Source organism: Kitasatospora sp. NPDC005751 (assembly GCF_040630835.1).
Lineage (GTDB): Bacteria > Actinomycetota > Actinomycetes > Streptomycetales > Streptomycetaceae > Kitasatospora.
Genome location: NZ_JBEXYC010000067.1, coordinates 22043 through 38513, shown reverse-complemented (window position 1 = coordinate 38513; position 16471 = coordinate 22043). Strand labels below are relative to the sequence as shown.

Here is a 16471-nt window from a genome sequence, read left to right as displayed (position 1 = left end):
TGGAGTGGCACCCCGCCCACTGATGCTGGGACCCCGCCCTCTGATGCAGGGACCCCGCCCCGGCCGGCGACGCGGTGAGCTGCCCGCGGTTCCGTGAGCGCGGGGGCGCCCGTGGTCCTGGCGGTCGACCCCTCCCAGCGCATCTCACCGCCGACGTGGCCGCTGGCGAGGTAGACGGTGAACGGAAGGGCGCGGTCGCCGTCGTCCGTGGGTTCGCCTGCGCCCGTGGGTTCGCCTACGCCTGTCGGGTCGCCTACGCCTGTCGGGTCGCCTTCGTCCTCGGGCCGGACGGGCCCGGCTCAGCCCACGTCGTCCGGAGCCGTGGCGAGGTCGCCCGGCTCGCAGGCCTCCCGGCCGGTCCCGGCGTGCACGACACGCACGGCCCGGTCGGGACCACCCGGGACGACCTGCTGCTCCCGCCCGCAGCGCGGACAGATCAGCGGGATGCGGGCCCTTCTTGGCTCCTCGGCCCCGGAGCCGGCACCGACCTGCGGCGCCGTCACGACAGCGGGTGGGACGGGACGGGACTGGCGTCCTGGATCTCGCCGTGGGCCTTGGTGAGAAGCTGCGAGGCGAGATCGTTGAGCGCCCGGGCGGCGGCGACCTCCTCGCCGACCCGCAGCTGCTCCGGGTCCGACGGGTGGCGGCTGGTGTAGCCGTGGGCGCGGATTTCGGTTCCGTCACCGAGCCTCAGCAGGGCGGCGGCGGCCGTCCGCGCCCCCTCCTCACGGAACTCCATCTCGATGTGCCAACCAACGAGTGTCTGCATGGCGGATCACCTCCAGAGATTCCTTCTCCAGAGTGCGCCGCCTGCGGCGCGAGCACCAGGGGAGGCGGCTCCAGCTCGACTTGAACACGTTCAAGTGCGCCGCGTACAGTCACTGGCGCAAGGCTTTGAACGTGTTCAAGGAAGGGGTGCGGCCACCATGGGCAGAGGCACCGCGGAGCTGGTCGACCTGCTGGTCCTGCTCGGCATGGGCGCCGTGATCCCGCTCGGCCTGACCCTGATCGACGAGCCCGGGCTGGCCCGCGTCCGCCGGCTCTGGCCCCTGGCCGCCGTCCCCGGCGCACTGTCGCTCTGGCTGCCGCGCGGCGGCCTCGCGACCGGCTGCGCCGCACTCTACGCGCTCGGCACCCTCGCCCTGGCCGCCCACGCACCGGCCCGGCTCGCCCGCACCCGCTCGCTCGCGCCGCGCGAGATCGCTGTGCTCACCGCCCTCGCCACCCCCTCGGTGGCCGGGCTCGCGCTGGTCGCCGAGCGCTCGGGCCACGAACTCCTCGGCTTCGACCTCGACATCCTGGCGCTGACCGTGCCGCACTTCCACTACGCCGGGTTCACCGCCGCCCTGGTCGCCGGGCTGGTCTGCCGGGCCGCGCCGGAGAGCACCGCCGCCCGCTGGGCCGCGCTCAGCGTGCCGCTCGGCACCCTGCTCGTCCTGGCCGGCTACTTCGTCGACGACTGGGCCGAACTCGCCGGAGCCGTCGTGCTCACCACCGGGATGTGGCTGGTCGGCCTGCTCACCTGGCGGGACCTGCGCACCCGCACCGCCGACCGGCCCGCAGCCGTCCTGCTCGGGACCGCCTCCGCCGTCCTCGCCGCGACCATGCTGCTCGCGCTCTGGTGGGCGCTGGGCGAGGCCTCCGGCGTCCCGCACCCCACCCTCACCTGGATGGCCGCCACCCACGGCGTCGGCAACGCCCTCGGCTTCGCGCTCTGCTCGCTGCTCGCCTGGCGCCGCCTCGCCCGACCCCAGGCGCCGACCACGCGCCTCCCCCACCCGAAGGAAGCCCTGCGATGAACCGCCCCCGGGCCACCGACCTCAACTACCCCGAGACCGGCGCCAGCACCACCCCCGACCGCCCGCTGCCCGGCGGCTACCACCACCTCCGCCACCGCGCCCTGATCGGCCACGGCCGCGCCGCCCTGGAAGCCGCCGGAGCCGCCGTGCTCGACTGGCGGATGCACCGCGCCGCCGGCGTCCGCATCGCCGCCGAAGCCACCCGGGCCACCCCCGGCACCGCCGTCACCTGCGCGATCGGCCTCGGACCGGTGCGCGCCGCCGCCCCCTGCCGGGTGATCTGGAGCGCGGACGGCCCCGACCGCTTCGGCTTCGCGTACGGCACCCGGCGCGGGCACCTCGCGGTCGGCGAGGAGACCTTCCTGGTCGAGATGGGCCCCGACAAGGCCGTCCGGTTCACCGTGAACGCCTTCAGCCGCCCCGACCGCTGGTTCGCCCACCTCGCCGGCCCGCTGCTCCCGCTGGGCCAGCGGCTCTTCGCCCGACGCTGCGCCCGCGCCCTGACCCGGATCGCCGCAGCGGCGGAACAGCGGGCGTCGGCGGGGCGGTAGCCGGGGGCGGGGGCGCGGGCGGGGGCGCGGGCGGGGGACGCGACGCACGGTCGGCGTTCCGGACCGGCCCGGGTATCCGCAGCCGGCGGGCTCAGGCGAGGCGGTAACCGCAGGTGCCGGCCGCGACGCATGACCGGACCGGAGCGGCAGCGCCCGCCGGGAGCGGCGGACACCGGCCGGCCTGCCGGATCGGCCCGGGGCAGCCGAAGCCCCGGGGGCACGACCCCCGACAACGGGGCGCCGTCCCGAGCGGGGGTGCGTCAGACTCGCCCGGTGATCGAGATGCAGCCCGTCCTGGAGACGCCCGGCCGCGACGGCTTCGACCTCTGGCCCGTCGGCCCGTACGAGCCGTACGGCTTCCTCCCGCTGGGCGCCGCGATGAGCCCGGCCGACGTCGGTACGGCGGTGATGCAGATCGCCGACCGCAACGAGGCCGAGCCCGGCCCCGGTGAGGAACCGGCCGGATCCGGCGACCCGGCCGGCCGGTTCCTGCACGGCCTGCTGACCTCGGAGTACCCGGTCGCCCCCGGCGGCTTCCGGGTCTTCGCCCCGGCCACCGGCACCGCCCTTCGTCCGGGCTGCTGCAACGGGCTGGAGGAGTGGCAGGACTGGTACGAAGTCCTGGACGGCGACGGGTTCGCCCTCTTCGGCCACGACCCCACTCCGGAGGCCCGGCGCGAGGGCACGCTCGTGCGGCTGACCCCGGACAGCGCCGTCCGGGACGGTCCCGTCATCGAGCTGCCGCTCGACGGACTGCGCCGCCTCGTCACCGCAGCGGCGGACGAGCTCGCCGCCTTCCTGCGGCTGGCCGACGCCTGGGCCGCGGACCACTGTCCCGACCGCCGCGCGCCGCTGGCGGCCGCCCTCGCCCGCGCGGTGGGCCTGGGGGCGGACACCGAGGAGGCGTAGCACCGGCCCCCCGACCCCGCCGCCCGCCCGACCGCCGGGCGGACCGACGAGGTCCGTACGGCAGACGGCGGCCGCCCCCGCCCGCCCGCCCGGGGGGCCTGGGCGCGCGGGCACCGGGGAGGCCGCGCCCGGGTCAGGCCGGGTGGACCGGGACGGTGACCAGGACGGTGGCGCCGTCCAGGGTGCGGACCTCGAAGTGGTCGATGTCCGTGGGCTGGAGGCCCGTGCCGCCGGTGGTCCGCAGGGCGGCCGGGGCCGCGCCGGTGGTGCCGTAGCCGGCCGCGGGGACGCTCCAGCTGGTCACCGTCCAGCGCTCCCCGGTGTGCGAGACGGCGACCAGGTCGCAGCTCAACGGGCCCTGGACGTTGGAGAGTTCGAGGCTCACCTGGCTGCCCCACCCCTTGCCGTCGACGCCGACGACGGCGTGCGCGCCGGTGGTCGGGTCGGTGGCGGTGAACTGCTGGGCCGCGACGGCGACCACGCCGGGCGTGGAGTCCGCGGTGACCACGACGGCGGTGACGGCCGGACCGGCGACCACCAGGACCGCGGCCGCGGCGACCAGGACCAGCCGCCGCACCCTCCCCCGCCGTCGGCCTGCCGAGACCTCGGCGACCAGCCGGTCCAACAGTCGCCCGTCCGGCCGGGGCGCCGGCCCTGCCGGATCGATCCCGGCGGCCTCGGCGGAGGCCGCGTACTCGGCCAACAGCGGCTCCACGAAGCCGAGTTCGGCCACCTCCCGGGTGCACTGCGGGCAGCCGGCCAGGTGCGCCGCGAACGCGTCGCGCTCGGCCGGTTCGAGCAGGCCGAGGAGGTAGCCGCCGACGTCCAGGTGCTCGCCGCCGGCGGTGTGGCCCTGCTCGGAGCCGGTCGGTCCGGGCTCGGACGATGTCACGATGTCACTCCCCGTTCCTCCAGCGCGAGCTTCAGCGAGCGCAGCGCGTAGAACACCCGCGACCGTACGGTACCGGCCGGGATGCCGAGTTCGGCGGCCGCCTCGTTCACCGAGCGGCCCTTGAAGTAGGTCTCGACGACGACCTGCCGGTGCGCCTCCGAGAGGTCGCCGAGCGCCTCCGAGATGGTCATCAGCCGCAGTGCGCGGTCCAGTTCGTCCTCCGCGGGCAGCAGCTCCAGCGGTGCCGGGTCGACCTCGCGCGGGCGGGCCAGACTGCTGCGGTGGCCGTCGATGACGATCCGCCGGGCGACCGTGACCAGCCAGGGCCGCAGCGAGCCGCCGCCCGGGTCGAGCCGGTCGATGTTGCGCCAGGCCCGGACCAGCGTCTCCTGCACCACGTCCTCGGCCCGCTGGCGGTCCCCCGCGACCAGGTGGAGGACGAAGCCGAAGAGCGGCCCCGCGTGCTCGTGGTACAGGGCTCGCATCAGTTCTTCGTCCGGGGCGGCGGCGCCGCGTGCGGGCGCACCGCCACCGCGGTGCTCGTCGGTCACGACGCCATTTTCGCGCACCCGTACCTCCGGGTCGAGGGTTCCACGTCCGGTCCGGACCGTCGTCGGGGCGGGTCAGTAGCCACCGCCGGGGGCGGCCGGCGTGCTCGGGGCGGAACTCGCGGCGCCCGCCTTGCCACCCGCCGGGGTCAGCGCCCACCAGGTGCCGCCGACGCCCTGGCCCTTGGTGTCACCGGGCTGCTTGTCGGGCGCGTAGCGGTAGGCCGGCCAGCCGTTCAGGGTGAGCTGCTTGCTGCCGTCGGCCCGGGTGACGGTGCCGACCAGCTTGCTGTCGATGCCCTTGACGGTGACCGAGCCGTCGGCCGGCGCGGGGGGCCAGATCGAGGCGCAGTTGCCGTTGCAGTTGGACATCGGGGGCTGCGCGGTGTCCTGGTCGAAGCGGTAGAGGGTGAAGCCGGCGCTGTCGGTCACGATGGTGCCGAGCTTGGGGTCGGTGGCCGTCTTCAGGGTGGCGTCGGCGGGGGCGGCGGGGCTGCTCGGCGTCGCGGGCGCGGTCGGGGCGGCGCCGGAGCCGGCGGGCGTGGCGGACCCGCCGCTGCCGGAGCCGGACGACCCGCACCCGGCCACCAGGGCGCCCACGGCGATCCCGGACGCGGCGAGCACGGCGATCCGACTGGTACGGGTGGTGCGACTGTTGCTGCGCATGGGTGCTTCTCCCCCGGCTGGACGCGCACGGCCGCTCGGACACGGACCGCGCTGTTCGTACCGCGCTGACGCGGACACCCACCAGTACGGGCGCCGACGGCGGAGCACTCAACGCCCGGCCGGGAAATCCGCGGGAGGGGGCTCCGGAATAGTGCGCGGACGGTCGCGGTTGTGCCGGGCAGATGGCCTGGACCGCCACCCCCGGAAGGGCAGGAACCGCGAGATGAGCAACACGGTCGAGCTGACCAAGGAGAACTTCGACGACATCGTCCCTGGCCAGGACGGTAAGGACTTCGTCTTCATCGACTTCTGGGCGGCCTGGTGCGGCCCGTGCCGCCAGTTCGCCCCGGTCTACGAGAAGGCGGCCGAGCGCCACTCGGACCTGGTCTTCGCGAAGGTCGACACCGAGGCGCAGCAGGAGCTGGCCGCCGCGTTCGGCATCCAGTCGATCCCGACGCTGGCGATCATCCGCGAGGGCGTGCTGGTGTTCTCGCAGGCGGGCGCGCTGCCGGAGGCCGTGTTCGAGGATCTGATCGGTCAGGCCCGCAAGCTGGACATGGCCGAGGTGAAGCGCAAGGTCGCGGCGGAGCAGAACGGCGGCCCGGAGGCCTGAGCGCGGCCGTCGGGGCGGGCGGGAGGGCGGGCGGAGCCGCCCGGGGCCGGTCGTACGGCGGCGCGGGTGACTCCGCGACGGTGGGCCCGGGTGGCGAGTGCCCCCGGGCCCGTCGCCGTTGCGGGCCGTCGTCACGCTGTCCGCCGGGGCGCCCCGGTCAGGGCGTGGGCAGCCGGGCCGCGAGGCCGTCCAGGAACAGGCGCAGCGCGAGTTCGAAGCCGCGCTCGTCCAGCCCGGGTGCCCCGGAGCCGGGCCCGCCGCCGCGTTCGGCGGCGGCCTCCAGCGCACCGGCGAGGGCCGGGTAGCGGGGCCGGTACTCGGCCGGCGGGCGGGTGAAGCCCGCGGTGAAGGTCTCCAGCGCGGAGCCGAGCACCAGGTAGTCGACCGCGGCGGCGACCTCGGCGGCGTCGGCGGGCGCCAGCCCGGCCCGGCCGAGCGCCCCGAGCAGGGCCTCGTAGCCGAGCAGTTGGAGGTCGGCCCCGACCCGGCGGCGGGCCAGCAGCGCGATGGTGTGGGGGTGACGCAGGAAGGCGGCGCGGTAGCCGCGGACGTAGGCGGTGAGGCCGGTCCGCCACTCCCGGTGATCGGTGCCGTCGAGCGGCCCCAGGTCGATCTCGGCGTTGACGAGCTCGGCGAGCCCGTCGATCAGGTCGTCCTTGCCGCTCACGTGGTTGTAGAGCGAGGCCGCCTTCACGCCCAGCCGGTCGGCCACCGCGCGCATGGTGAGGCCGTCGGAGCCCTGCTCGTCGACCACGGCGAGGGCGGCCCTGGCGATGATCTCCCTGCTCAGCAACGCCCTGGTCGGTCGTCCCACGCTCGTCGTCCCTCCCTGCCGGCTGCGTCGGCCCCACGGTATTACAGCCCGGTCTCGACTCTTCCCTTGCCCCGGGTGAGGGGGTTACCGTCCCTGACTAACAAAGTTAGTTTTCTGTGGCGGGCCCGTCCGAGGGGCTCACCACGGGTGACGGCAAGGTGGACGCCCCATGACCGACAACCTCCCGAGAGCCCGCGGCGGCGTGACGCCCGGCGGCCCGGGCACCGCCCCCTCCGGCGGCAGCCCGACCGGCGACAGCGGTGCGGCCCGGTCCGACGCCGAGCGGCTCGCCGCCCTCGGCTACCACCAGGAGCTGCGCCGCAGCCTCGGCGTGCTCGGCAACATCTCGATGGGATTCGCCGTCGTCTCCCCGGTGGTCGGCCTCTACGCCGTCGGCCAGGTCGGCCTCGGGGTGGCCGGCGGCGCCTGGGTCTGGGCGCTGCCGGTCTGCCTGCTCGGCCAGATGCTGGTGGTGGCGGTCTACTCCGAACTCGCCTCGCAGTGGCCGCTGGCCGGCGGTGCCTACCAGTGGAGCCGGCGCCTCACCGGGCCGACCTTCGCCTGGCTGACCGGCTGGATGTGGCAGTTCGCGGTGATGTTCGCCAACACCACCGTCGCCTACCTCGCCTCGCCCTGGTTCTTCGCGCTCTTCGGAGTGACCCCGACACCCGCGCAACTGGTGCTGGTGTCGGCCGCGTTCCTGCTCGCCTGCACGCTGGTCAACGCCTACGGCGTCAACGTGCTGCGCCGGTTCGTCTCGCTGGGCATCGCCGCCGAGACGGTCGCCTCCGTGCTGGTGGGGCTCGCGCTGCTGCTGCTCTTCCGGGCGCACGGCTTCGGCCTGGTGACCGACCTCCTGGACGCCCCCGCCACCGCCGGGGTCTCCACCGGAGCGGCCTTCCTGGCCGTGATCGCGGTCGGCGGATGGGCGTTCATCGGCTTCGACGCGTGCGTCTCCACCGCCGAGGAGACCAAGGACGCGAGCCGGCAGGTCCCGCGGGCGATGTGGTGGGCGCTGATGAGCGTCGGCGTCGTGGTGATCCTGAACGCCGTCGCCGTGGAACTCGCCCACCCCGACCCGGCCGCCGTGGTGCGCGGGGAGGACCTCGACCCGGTCACCACCGCCGTCACCTCGGCCTTCGGCGACTGGTCCGCCAAGCCGTTCGTGGTCGTCGTGCTGATCTCGTTCACCGCCTGCCTGCTGGCCTCGCAGGGCGGCGCCGCCCGCGGCCTCTACTCGCTGGCCCGGGACGGCGTCTTCCCGTTCGCCGACCGGGTCCGCAGGGTCAACCGGCACCGGGCGCCGATCGGCGGGCTGGTCGCGGCGACCGTGGTCAGCTCCGCCGCGCTGCCGCTGGGGCTGGAGTCCACCGCGATGGGCAGCCTGATCACCTTCGGCACGGCCGCGACCTTCCTGCCGTTCTTCCTGCTCAGCGTGGCCGCGCTGGTGGCCAGGCTGCGCGGCGTGTGGCGGCCGTCCGGCCAGGTCTCGTACGGGCGCGCCGGCACGGTGATCAACGCCCTGGCGGTGCTGTGGACCGGGCTGGAGGTGGTCAACATCTGCTGGCCGCGCAGCATCCTGGCGCCGCCCGGCGCGCCCTGGTACCAGGTGTGGGCCGCGCTCCTGGGCGTCGGCCTGGTGACCCTGGCGGGCGTCGGCTACCTGCTGGTCCGGCGGCCGCAGCGGCTGATGCGCGGCGGGGCCTCCGAGGACCGGCCGGTCACGGACGAGCTCGCGCCCGCCGTGCACTGATCCGGTGCCCGGGCCCGCTCACCCCTGCTCGGCCCACCCGGCGAGCCGGGCGGCGAGCGCCCGGACCTCCGTGCGCAGCGCGTCCGGGCGCAGGACGGTGAACGGCCGGCCCAGCCCGGCCAGCATCACCGCGAACCCGTCGAGGTTCTGGGCCCGGGCGCGCAGCAGGACGCGGCCGTCGTCCGCCGCGGTGAGCGTCCCGACCACGGGCGGGATCCGCTGCCGGGCCTCGTCGAGGGTGGTCGTGAGGAGCACCTCCACCTCGTGCGTCCACGGCACCGAGGCCAGCGACTCCACCACCCGCTGGACCGGGTCGAAGTCCTCCGGCGGCTCGAAGGGCGTCCCGCTCGGCTCCGCCGTCCCGATCCGGTCCAGCCGGAAGGTCCGCAGCTCGCCGCTGCGGTGGTCCAGCCCGGTGGTGTACCAGCGGCCCGAGTGGAAGACCAGCCCGTACGGGTCGAACTCGCGCTCGCTCGGGACGCCCAGGCGGTCGCGGTAGGCGAGCCGGACGCGGCGCCGGCGGCGGGCCGCCTCGGCGAGCGCGAACAGCGCGGCTCCGGCCGGACTCGGGCCGGCGGCGGGCGCCGAGGTCAGCCCCAGGGTCTGCTCCACCGCCTCGACCCGCTCGCGCAGCTCCGTCGGCAGCACCCGCTGGATCTTGGCCAGCGCCGACTCGGCGGCCTGCTCCCCCACCGACAGCCCCGACCGGCGACCGGCCAGCAGTCCGAGCACCACCGAGGCCGCCTCGTCCGCGGTGAGCATCAGCGGCGGCAGCCGGAATCCGGGGCGCAGCCGGTAACCGCCGTAGCGGCCGCGGTCGGCCTGCACCGGGATGCCGAGGTCGGCCAGCCTGGCGGCGTACCGGCGCACCGTGCGCTCGTCCACCTCCAGGCGGGCGGCCAGCTCCGGGCCGGTGAGGCCGGGCCTGGCCTGGAGCAGCTCCAGCAGGGCCAGGACCCGGCTGACCGGGTGGTTCATCGGCTCCCCCTTCGTCGGCCGGCCGGCCCGTGCCGACCCGGCCGGGATCCGGAATCAATCCGGGCGAGATCTGTCCGGCTCCGATCCTAGAGTCGGTCCTGACGGATTCCCCCCGGACAAGGAGTGGTCCCATGAGTACCTTCGTTCTCGTTCCCGGTTTCTGGCTGGGCGCCTGGGCGTGGGACGACGTCGCCCGCCCGCTGCGCGAGGCCGGGCACACCGTCCACGCGGTGACCCCGGCCGGGATTGCCGAGCGTGCCGCCGAGCCGGGGCCCGGGGTCGGCGTGGAGACCCACATCGCCGACCTCACCGACCTGCTGACCCGCGAGGACCTGTGGGACGTCGTCCTCGTCGGCCACAGCGGCGGCAGCACCGCGGTCACCGGTGCGGCCGACCGGATGCCCGAGCGGATCCGGCGGGTGGTCTACCTCGACAGCGGTCCCGTCCCCGACGGCGCCGCGCTGGGCGACCTCTGGGAGCCCGAGCACCGGGCCCACGTGCTGGCCACCCTGGTCGACGGCCGCCACCCGTTGCCGTCCTGGGAAGAACTCGCCGCCGCCGGCAGCAGCGCGGACGGCCTGGACGACGCCGCCCGCGCCGCCGTCCGCGAGCGCGCCACCGACCAGCCGGCCGCCACCTTCACCGAGCCGCTGCGGCTGACCGGCGCCGGGGCGGACCTGCCGAAGGCGCTGATCTCCTGCTCGTTCCCGCTGGAGCAGGTCCGCGCCATGATCGCCTCGGGCCATCCGTACTTCGCGCAGCTCGGCGGCCCGGAGTGGGAGCTGCGGGAGCTGCCGACCGGGCACTGGCCGATGTTCTCCCGGCCGGCGGAGACGGCGGCGGTGCTGGCGGAACTCGCGGAGCGGGTGGGCCCGGAAGGCTCCGCGGCCCGGTGATCGTGGGGGGGCCGGTGATCGTGGGGGCCCGGTGGTCGTAGGGGCCGGTGATCGTGGGGGCCCGGTGGTCGTAGGGGCCGGTGATCGTGGGGGGGTGATCGTGGGGGCCCGGGCGGGGTCGGCGCGCCGCTGTGCGCGGCGGCCCGGCCCGGTGATCCACCCTCTGCGCGCCCGGGTGCTTGCCCCTCAGCGCACTCGCCCGCGTGTTCGGCTGCGCGCGGCGGGCCGGGCGGCGCAGGATGGGCACGGCGCCCGTGTCCCTCCGGGCGCCCGTGCCACCGAACGAGAGCGAGGCCGCCCGCCATGAGCCAGACCCCGACCAGCACGACCGGCGCCGAGGCGGCCGCGGCGCCGCCGAGGTTCCGGCGGGTCACCACCGCCGAGGTGACCGGCAGCGGCGCCGACGTGCCGTTCCACGTCGACGTGCTGGCCGGCACCCACCCGCTGACCGCCGACGAGCCGGTGCGCCGCGGCGGTTCGGACACCGGGCCGGAGCCGTTCGCGCTGCTGCTCTCCGCACTCGGCTCCTGCACCGCGATCACCCTGCGGATGTACGCGGCGCGCAAGGAGTGGCCGTTGGAGGCCGTCCGGGTCAGGCTCGACTACGAGACGGACGGGCAGCACGGACGGGTCTCGCGCCTCGTCTCGCTCACCGGCGCCCTGGACGACGACCAGCGCGCCCGGCTGCTCGACGTCTGCGAACGCACGCCCGTCACCCTGGCCCTGCGCGCCGGGGTGACCATCGACACGACGGAGGACCGCACGTGACGACCACCCCCGAGGAGTACGACGTCATCGTGGTGGGCGCCGGCCCGACCGGCGAGAACGTCGCCGACCGGACCGCCGCCGCCGGGCTCCGCACGGTGATCGTGGAGGCCGAACTGGTCGGCGGTGAATGCTCCTACTGGGCCTGCATGCCGAGCAAGGCGCTGCTGCGCCCGGCGGCCGCGCTGGCCGGCGCCCGCGCGGTGGCCGGTTCGCGGGAGGCCGTCGGCGACCGGGCGCTGGACGCGGCCGCCGTCCTGGCCCGGCGCGACTCGTTCACCTCGCACTGGCAGGACGACGGCCAGGTCCAGTGGCTCCGTGACACCGGCATCGAGCTGGTCCGCGGGCACGGCCGGCTGGCCGGCGAACGGGCGGTCACGGTCGAGGCGGAGGACGGCACCGAGCGGCTGCTCACCGCCCGGCACGCCGTCGCGGTCTGCACCGGCAGCCGGCCGGTGCTGCCGGAGGGCGTCCCCGGCCTGGCCGAGTCCCGGCCGTGGACCAACCGGGAGGCGACCGGCTCGGCCACCGTGCCCGGGCGGCTGGCGGTGGTCGGCGGCGGCGTGGTCGGCGTGGAGCTGGCCACCGCGTGGCGCGCGCTCGGTTCGGAGGTCGTCCTGCTGGTGCGCGGCGACGCGCTGCTGCCCCGGATGGAGCCGTTCGCGGGCGAGCTGGTCGCGGAGGGCCTGCGGGCCGCCGGGGTGGACCTGCGCTTCGGCGCGGCGGTGGCCTCGCTGGAGCGCGTCGACGGCGCCGGGGTGACGCTGGTGCTGGACGGCGGCGAGCGGCTGACCGCCGACGAGGTGCTCTACGCCACCGGCCGGGCCCCGCGCACGGCGGACGTCGGCCTGGAGCAGGTCGGCCTGAAGCCGGGCACCTGGATGGAGGTGGACGACAGCTGCACCGTGCTCGGCGTCGACGGCGACTGGCTGTACGCGGCCGGGGACGTGAACCACCGGGCGCTGCTCACCCACCAGGGCAAGTACCAGGCCCGGATCGCGGGTGCGGCGATCGTCGCGCGCGCCGAGGGGCGGGCACTGGACACCGCGCGCTGGGGCGCGCACGCCGCGTCGGCCGACAGCGCCGGAGCGCCGCAGGTCGTCTTCACCGAGCCGGAGGTGGCGGCCGTCGGTCTGACGCTGGAGGCGGCCGAGCGGGCCGGGCTGCGGGTCAGGTCGATCGACCACGACCTCGGTGCCGTCGCCGGCGCCTCGCTGTACGGCGACGACTACCGGGGGCGGGCCCGGGTGGTCTTCGACCAGGACCGTCAGGTACTGGTGGGTGCCTCCTTCGTCGGCCCCGGGGTGGCCGAGCTGCTGCACTCGGCCACCGTCGCGGTGGTCGGCGAGGTGCCGATCGACCGGCTCTGGCACGCCGTGCCCGCGTACCCCACGATCAGCGAGGTGTGGCTGCGCCTGCTGGAGGGCTGCCGGGGCTGAGCTCCGGTGCGGCGGTCGGCGCCACCCGGGTGGCGCCGGCCGCCGCACCGCTCCCGGCACCTCGCCGCGTCGGCGTGGCAAGGTGTGGCCCCGGGCGGGTGGCGGGACACTGGCCCGTGGAGGGGTGTCCGGTGGGGGCCGTTGCGCCGAACAGGTGGTGGCCGGTATGACCGAGGTGTTGTTGGCCGTCGGGACGGAGAAGGGCCTCTTTCTCGGCCGCAGCCGATCCCGGGCGGACTGGGAGTTCAGCGGGCCGCACTTCCCGATGAACGCGATCTACGCCGTCTCGATCGATCGCCGGGGCGGCCGGACCAGGCTGCTGGTCGGTGCGGACAGCAGCCACTGGGGCCCGTCGGTCTGGCGCTCCGACGACCTCGGCGCGAGCTGGTTCGAACCGGCGAAGCCGGCCGTCCGCTTCCCCGAGCACACCGGAGCGTCGCTCACCCGGGTCTGGCAGCTCCAGCCGGCCGGGGAGGAGGCGCCCGGCGTGGTCTACGCGGGCACCGAACCGGCGGCGCTGTTCCGCTCCGAGGACGGCGGCGAGACCTTCGCCCTGGTCGAGCCGCTCTGGAACCATCCGCAGCGGTCCGAATGGGGCGCCGGGTACGGCGGCCAGGGGCTGCACACGGTCCTCACCGATCCGCGCCACCCCGGACGCCTGCTCGTCGCCGTCTCCAGCGGCGGCGTCTACCGGAGCAAGGACGGCGGCGCGAGCTGGGAGCCCTCCAACACCGGGCTGCGCGCGGAGTTCTTCCCGGAGGAGAGCCAGTACCCCGAGTTCGGCCAGTGCGTGCACAAGATCGCACCGGACGCCGTCCGGCGGGACCGCCTCTACCTGCAGAACCACGGCGGCGTGTACCGCAGTGACGACGCGGGCGCGAGCTGGCGCTCCGTCACCGACGGCCTGCCCGCCGACTTCGGCTTCGCCGTCGCCGCCCACCCGCGCCGGGCCGACACCGCCTACCTCTTCCCGCTCGGCGGCGCCGGCGACCGGATCCCCCCGGGCCGCCGCTGCCGGGTCTACCGCACCGAGGACGGCGGGGACAGCTGGCAGCCGCTCGCCAACGGCCTGCCGGGCGAGGACCACTACGGCGTCGTCCTGCGCGACGCCCTGCGCACCGACGACGCCGAACCGGCCGGGATCTACTTCGGCAACCGCACCGGCGAGGTCTACGGCAGCCCCGACGAGGGCGAGAGCTGGTCGCTGCTGCTCTCCCACCTGCCGGACGTGCTCTGTGTCAGGGCGGCGACGGTGTCGTGACCGGACCGGGCAGGCAGACCCCGGCCACTTGATCCACGAACGGCCGCCCGACGAGCATGGCGGAGGCAGGACGGCTCTCGGAGATCGGATGGACCGCGTGACAGAGATGGAACCCGACTGGGAGTTCGGGCGCGACGCCGACGGCCTTCCGGTCGTCCGCTACCAGCGCGGCGAGCGGGAGGGCCGGCCCTGGGCCGGCCTGCTGGAGGTCATGGGCCCGGGGACGCCCGGCGGCGAGGCCGTGAGCGCCGTCGACCCGGTGGAGTTCGTGCTGACGGACATGTCGGGCTGGGTCGTCTCCAGCCGGGTGGGCTTCGGCGAGCGGTTGCGGCGCCGCGGGGCCCGCCCGCTCCGGCTCGGGCACACCATGCTGCGCGACCTCGCCGGTGATCCGCCGCCGGCCGGATGGCCGGACTGGGCGCGGACCCCGCTGCGGGAGGGGTACCGCAGCGTGCCGTGCGACCGCACCGCCGAGGAGCTCGCCCCGGCGCTGGGCGCCGCGTTCGGCCCCGGCCACCCCGACCACCGCCCCGACCACGACGAGCGGACCTCGCGGGAGGAACTGCGCAGCCTGCTGGCCGGCGGGGTGGTCGGCCCCGTGCTGCCGTCCAGCGCCCTGGTCGTGGACGCGGACGACCGGGTCGTGGCCGGCGCCGTCGTGACCGACTACGAGGGCCTGCCCTGGATCGCCCATGTCTTCCGGCACCCGGAGCTCGGCTACCCGGGGCTCGGCCGCGACCTGATGCGCCGGGTGATGGCCGACCTCGCCGGCCGCGGGAACCCCGGGATGGGGCTGGCCGTCACCGAGGGCAACGCGGCCCGCCGGCTGTACGAGTCGCTCGGATTCCGGCTCACCAGGAGCACGCTGACGGTCATCGTCCCCTGAGCCGCCCGGTGCTCGCCCGGCCGCTACGGACGGGCGAGCTCCAGCACGGCGATCCCGGCCAGGACGGTGGCGCTCGCGGTCATCCGCAGCCGCCCGAGCCGTTCGCGGAAGACCACGGTCGCGATCAGCGCGGCGATCACGATGCTCGTCTCGCGCAGCGCGGCGACGGCCGCCAGGCTGCCCCGGGACTGCGCCCAGACCACCAGCCCGTAGGCGGTCAGGGAGAGCACCCCGCCGACGATCCCCACCGGCACCACCGCGCCGGACACGCTGGTCGCCGGCGGGCAGGACCTCGTCTTCGGCCTGGAGACCACCGCCAGCCGGCTGGTCCACCTGGCGGTGGTCGACGCGCTGACGCTGACCCTGCTGGCCCTGCGGGGGGAGGCGGCGGAACGCGCGCTCAACCTCTCGGCGGACGTGACGGCCGATCACACCTACTAGCGCCGGGGCGGGCACCCGCGCCGGGGCGGGTGCCCGTTCAGGCGGGTGCCCGTGCCGGGCTGGTCAGGCCTCCGAGGCCGGCCCGACCATCGCGCCGCCGCCCGCCGGCCGCCGGGGGGCAGGCGGCCGGACGCCTCCCGGGGGGCCGGCGCGTCCGGACTCCGGACGCCGGTCGGTCCGGCGTCTTCGGGCCTGGTCAGCGGTGATGTGTAGGCTCGCGGGCATGGCAAGGGTGACGCGGGACGACGTGGCACGGGCGGCGGGAACGTCGACGGCGGTGGTCAGCTATGTGATCAACGACGGACCACGACCGGTGGCCGCGGCCACCCGCGCCCGTGTCCTGGCGGCGGTCGAGGAGCTGGGGTACCGGCCGAACCGGGTGGCCCAGGCGATGGCCCGCCGCCGGACCAACCTGATCGGCATGGTCGTGCCGGACGCCCGGCAGCCGTTCTTCGCCGGGCTCGCGCACATGGTCGAGCAGGCGGCGGCCGAGCGCGGCCGACTGCTGCTGATCGGCAACTCCGACTACGCCGACGAGCGGGAGGCGCACTACATCCGGGCCTTCCTCGGCATGCAGGTGGACGGGCTGATCCTGGTCACCCAGGACCCGTCCGTCCCCGGGGTGGCCGGGTTCGAGGCCACCGACGGCACCCCCGTCGTGCTGCTGCACCACCGGGCGGAGACCGAGACCGGCGCGGCCGTGGTCGCCGACGACGACGGCGGCGCCCGCGAGATGGTGCGCCACCTGCTGGCCCACGGGCACGCCGACGTCCACTGCTTCGGCGGGACGTTCGCGCTCAGCCCGAACGACCCGGTGACCTCGCGGACCGCCGGCTGGGCGGCCGCCCTGGCCGAGGCCGGGCTGCCCACCGACGGCCGGCTGACGCCCGCGCCCTTCGACCGCGTCCGGGCCCACGCCGAGGCCCTCGCCCTGCTGGCCCGGCCCGACCGGCCGTCCGCCGTGTTCTGCGCGACCGACGACCAGGCGATCGGACTGCTGCGCGCCGCCGACGACCTCGGCATCCGGGTGCCGGAAGACCTCGCGGTGGCCGCCTTCGACGACATCGCCGAGGCCGTCATCGCCGGGCCGCCGCTCACCACCGTCGCCACCGCGCAGGGCGAGATGGCCCGGGCCGCCGTGGACCTGGTGCTGACCGCCAAGGCGAACGAGCAGCCCGTCCCGGCGGGCGCGCACACCTTCCCCGCCCGTCTGGTGATCCGCCGCTCCTGCGGCTGCCCGGGGGCGGCGGCCGCCTGAGC

General features: G+C 76.0%; 18 protein-coding genes. 11 read left to right on the top strand and 7 right to left on the bottom strand.

What is annotated here, in order from left to right; all coding sequences use genetic code 11:
* Window positions 1–499: 499 nt before the first annotated feature.
* Window positions 500–769, bottom strand: a complete 270-nt coding sequence (locus ABZ497_RS32830) for a DUF1876 domain-containing protein (protein ID WP_329486993.1) — start codon at window positions 767–769, stop codon at window positions 500–502.
* A 157-nt stretch (window positions 770–926) separates the two neighbouring features.
* Here ABZ497_RS32830 and ABZ497_RS32825 point away from each other — a divergent pair, with 157 nt between their 5' ends.
* The 3 genes from ABZ497_RS32825 (at window position 927) to ABZ497_RS32815 (ending at window position 3259) form a co-directional block, all read left to right on the top strand.
* On the top strand, window positions 927–1799 hold the full coding sequence (locus ABZ497_RS32825; RefSeq protein ID WP_359810769.1) for a YndJ family protein: 873 nt from the start codon (window positions 927–929) through the stop codon (window positions 1797–1799).
* Window positions 1796–2350, top strand: coding sequence for a DUF1990 domain-containing protein (locus ABZ497_RS32820; RefSeq protein ID WP_359810767.1), 555 nt, complete (start codon window positions 1796–1798; stop codon window positions 2348–2350). Before ABZ497_RS32825 ends, ABZ497_RS32820 begins: the two co-directional genes overlap by 4 nt.
* A 282-nt stretch (window positions 2351–2632) precedes the next feature.
* Window positions 2633–3259, top strand: coding sequence for a hypothetical protein (locus tag ABZ497_RS32815; RefSeq protein WP_359810775.1), 627 nt, complete (start codon window positions 2633–2635; stop codon window positions 3257–3259).
* A gap of 133 nt (window positions 3260–3392) precedes the next feature.
* On the opposite strand, the gene ABZ497_RS32810 is transcribed toward ABZ497_RS32815, so the two are convergent.
* From ABZ497_RS32810 to ABZ497_RS32800, 3 genes are all read right to left on the bottom strand, one after another.
* Window positions 3393–4151: a zf-HC2 domain-containing protein gene (locus ABZ497_RS32810; RefSeq protein ID WP_359810764.1), complete on the bottom strand. Its 759-nt coding sequence runs from the start codon at window positions 4149–4151 to the stop codon at window positions 3393–3395.
* Window positions 4148–4702 (bottom strand): sigma-70 family RNA polymerase sigma factor, encoded by a 555-nt coding sequence (locus ABZ497_RS32805; protein WP_329486997.1) that lies wholly within the window; start codon window positions 4700–4702, stop codon window positions 4148–4150. Before ABZ497_RS32805 ends, ABZ497_RS32810 begins: the two co-directional genes overlap by 4 nt.
* Before the next feature lie 72 nt (window positions 4703–4774).
* Window positions 4775–5365 (bottom strand): hypothetical protein, encoded by a 591-nt coding sequence (locus ABZ497_RS32800; protein ID WP_359810762.1) that lies wholly within the window; start codon window positions 5363–5365, stop codon window positions 4775–4777.
* Window positions 5366–5588: 223 nt separating this feature from the next.
* Between ABZ497_RS32800 and trxA the strand changes: the two genes are divergently transcribed.
* The gene (gene trxA, locus ABZ497_RS32795; RefSeq protein WP_352296069.1) at window positions 5589–5978 is read left to right on the top strand and encodes a thioredoxin; all 390 of its coding nucleotides are present in this window, start codon (window positions 5589–5591) and stop codon (window positions 5976–5978) included.
* A gap of 157 nt (window positions 5979–6135) precedes the next feature.
* Here the strand turns inward: trxA and ABZ497_RS32790 are convergent, their stop codons facing one another.
* Window positions 6136–6792 carry a TetR/AcrR family transcriptional regulator C-terminal domain-containing protein gene (locus ABZ497_RS32790; RefSeq protein WP_329487000.1) on the bottom strand — a complete coding sequence of 219 codons (657 nt, stop codon included), beginning with the start codon at window positions 6790–6792 and terminating at the stop codon, window positions 6136–6138.
* 169 nt (window positions 6793–6961) lie between these two features.
* Here ABZ497_RS32790 and ABZ497_RS32785 point away from each other — a divergent pair, with 169 nt between their 5' ends.
* Window positions 6962–8545 (top strand): APC family permease, encoded by a 1584-nt coding sequence (locus ABZ497_RS32785; RefSeq protein WP_359810759.1) that lies wholly within the window; start codon window positions 6962–6964, stop codon window positions 8543–8545.
* 18 nt (window positions 8546–8563) lie between these two features.
* On the opposite strand, the gene ABZ497_RS32780 is transcribed toward ABZ497_RS32785, so the two are convergent.
* On the bottom strand, window positions 8564–9523 hold the full coding sequence (locus tag ABZ497_RS32780; RefSeq protein ID WP_359810757.1) for a YafY family protein: 960 nt from the start codon (window positions 9521–9523) through the stop codon (window positions 8564–8566).
* Window positions 9524–9654: 131 nt separating this feature from the next.
* Here ABZ497_RS32780 and ABZ497_RS32775 point away from each other — a divergent pair, with 131 nt between their 5' ends.
* The 5 genes from ABZ497_RS32775 to ABZ497_RS32755 all read left to right on the top strand — a co-directional run bounded on the left by ABZ497_RS32775 (window position 9655) and on the right by ABZ497_RS32755 (window position 14770).
* Window positions 9655–10419: an alpha/beta hydrolase gene (locus ABZ497_RS32775; RefSeq protein WP_359810755.1), complete on the top strand. Its 765-nt coding sequence runs from the start codon at window positions 9655–9657 to the stop codon at window positions 10417–10419.
* Between the two features lie 303 nt (window positions 10420–10722).
* Entirely contained in the window at window positions 10723–11187 is a 465-nt protein-coding gene (locus tag ABZ497_RS32770; RefSeq protein WP_329487004.1) for an OsmC family protein, read from the top strand.
* A complete protein-coding gene (locus tag ABZ497_RS32765) occupies window positions 11184–12623 on the top strand; it encodes an NAD(P)/FAD-dependent oxidoreductase (protein WP_359810752.1) in 1440 nt (479 codons plus the stop codon). The genes ABZ497_RS32770 and ABZ497_RS32765 overlap by 4 nt, the downstream gene beginning before the upstream one ends.
* Before the next feature lie 166 nt (window positions 12624–12789).
* Window positions 12790–13884, top strand: a complete 1095-nt coding sequence (locus tag ABZ497_RS32760) for an exo-alpha-sialidase (RefSeq protein ID WP_359810749.1) — start codon at window positions 12790–12792, stop codon at window positions 13882–13884.
* A gap of 106 nt (window positions 13885–13990) precedes the next feature.
* On the top strand, window positions 13991–14770 hold the full coding sequence (locus ABZ497_RS32755; RefSeq protein WP_329492058.1) for a GNAT family N-acetyltransferase: 780 nt from the start codon (window positions 13991–13993) through the stop codon (window positions 14768–14770).
* A 23-nt stretch (window positions 14771–14793) separates the two neighbouring features.
* Here the strand turns inward: ABZ497_RS32755 and ABZ497_RS32750 are convergent, their stop codons facing one another.
* Window positions 14794–15174 carry an EamA family transporter gene (locus ABZ497_RS32750; protein ID WP_359810747.1) on the bottom strand — a complete coding sequence of 127 codons (381 nt, stop codon included), beginning with the start codon at window positions 15172–15174 and terminating at the stop codon, window positions 14794–14796.
* 260 nt (window positions 15175–15434) lie between these two features.
* Between ABZ497_RS32750 and ABZ497_RS32745 the strand changes: the two genes are divergently transcribed.
* Window positions 15435–16469, top strand: coding sequence for a LacI family DNA-binding transcriptional regulator (locus ABZ497_RS32745; protein WP_352297176.1), 1035 nt, complete (start codon window positions 15435–15437; stop codon window positions 16467–16469).
* Window positions 16470–16471: the final 2 nt, after the last annotated feature.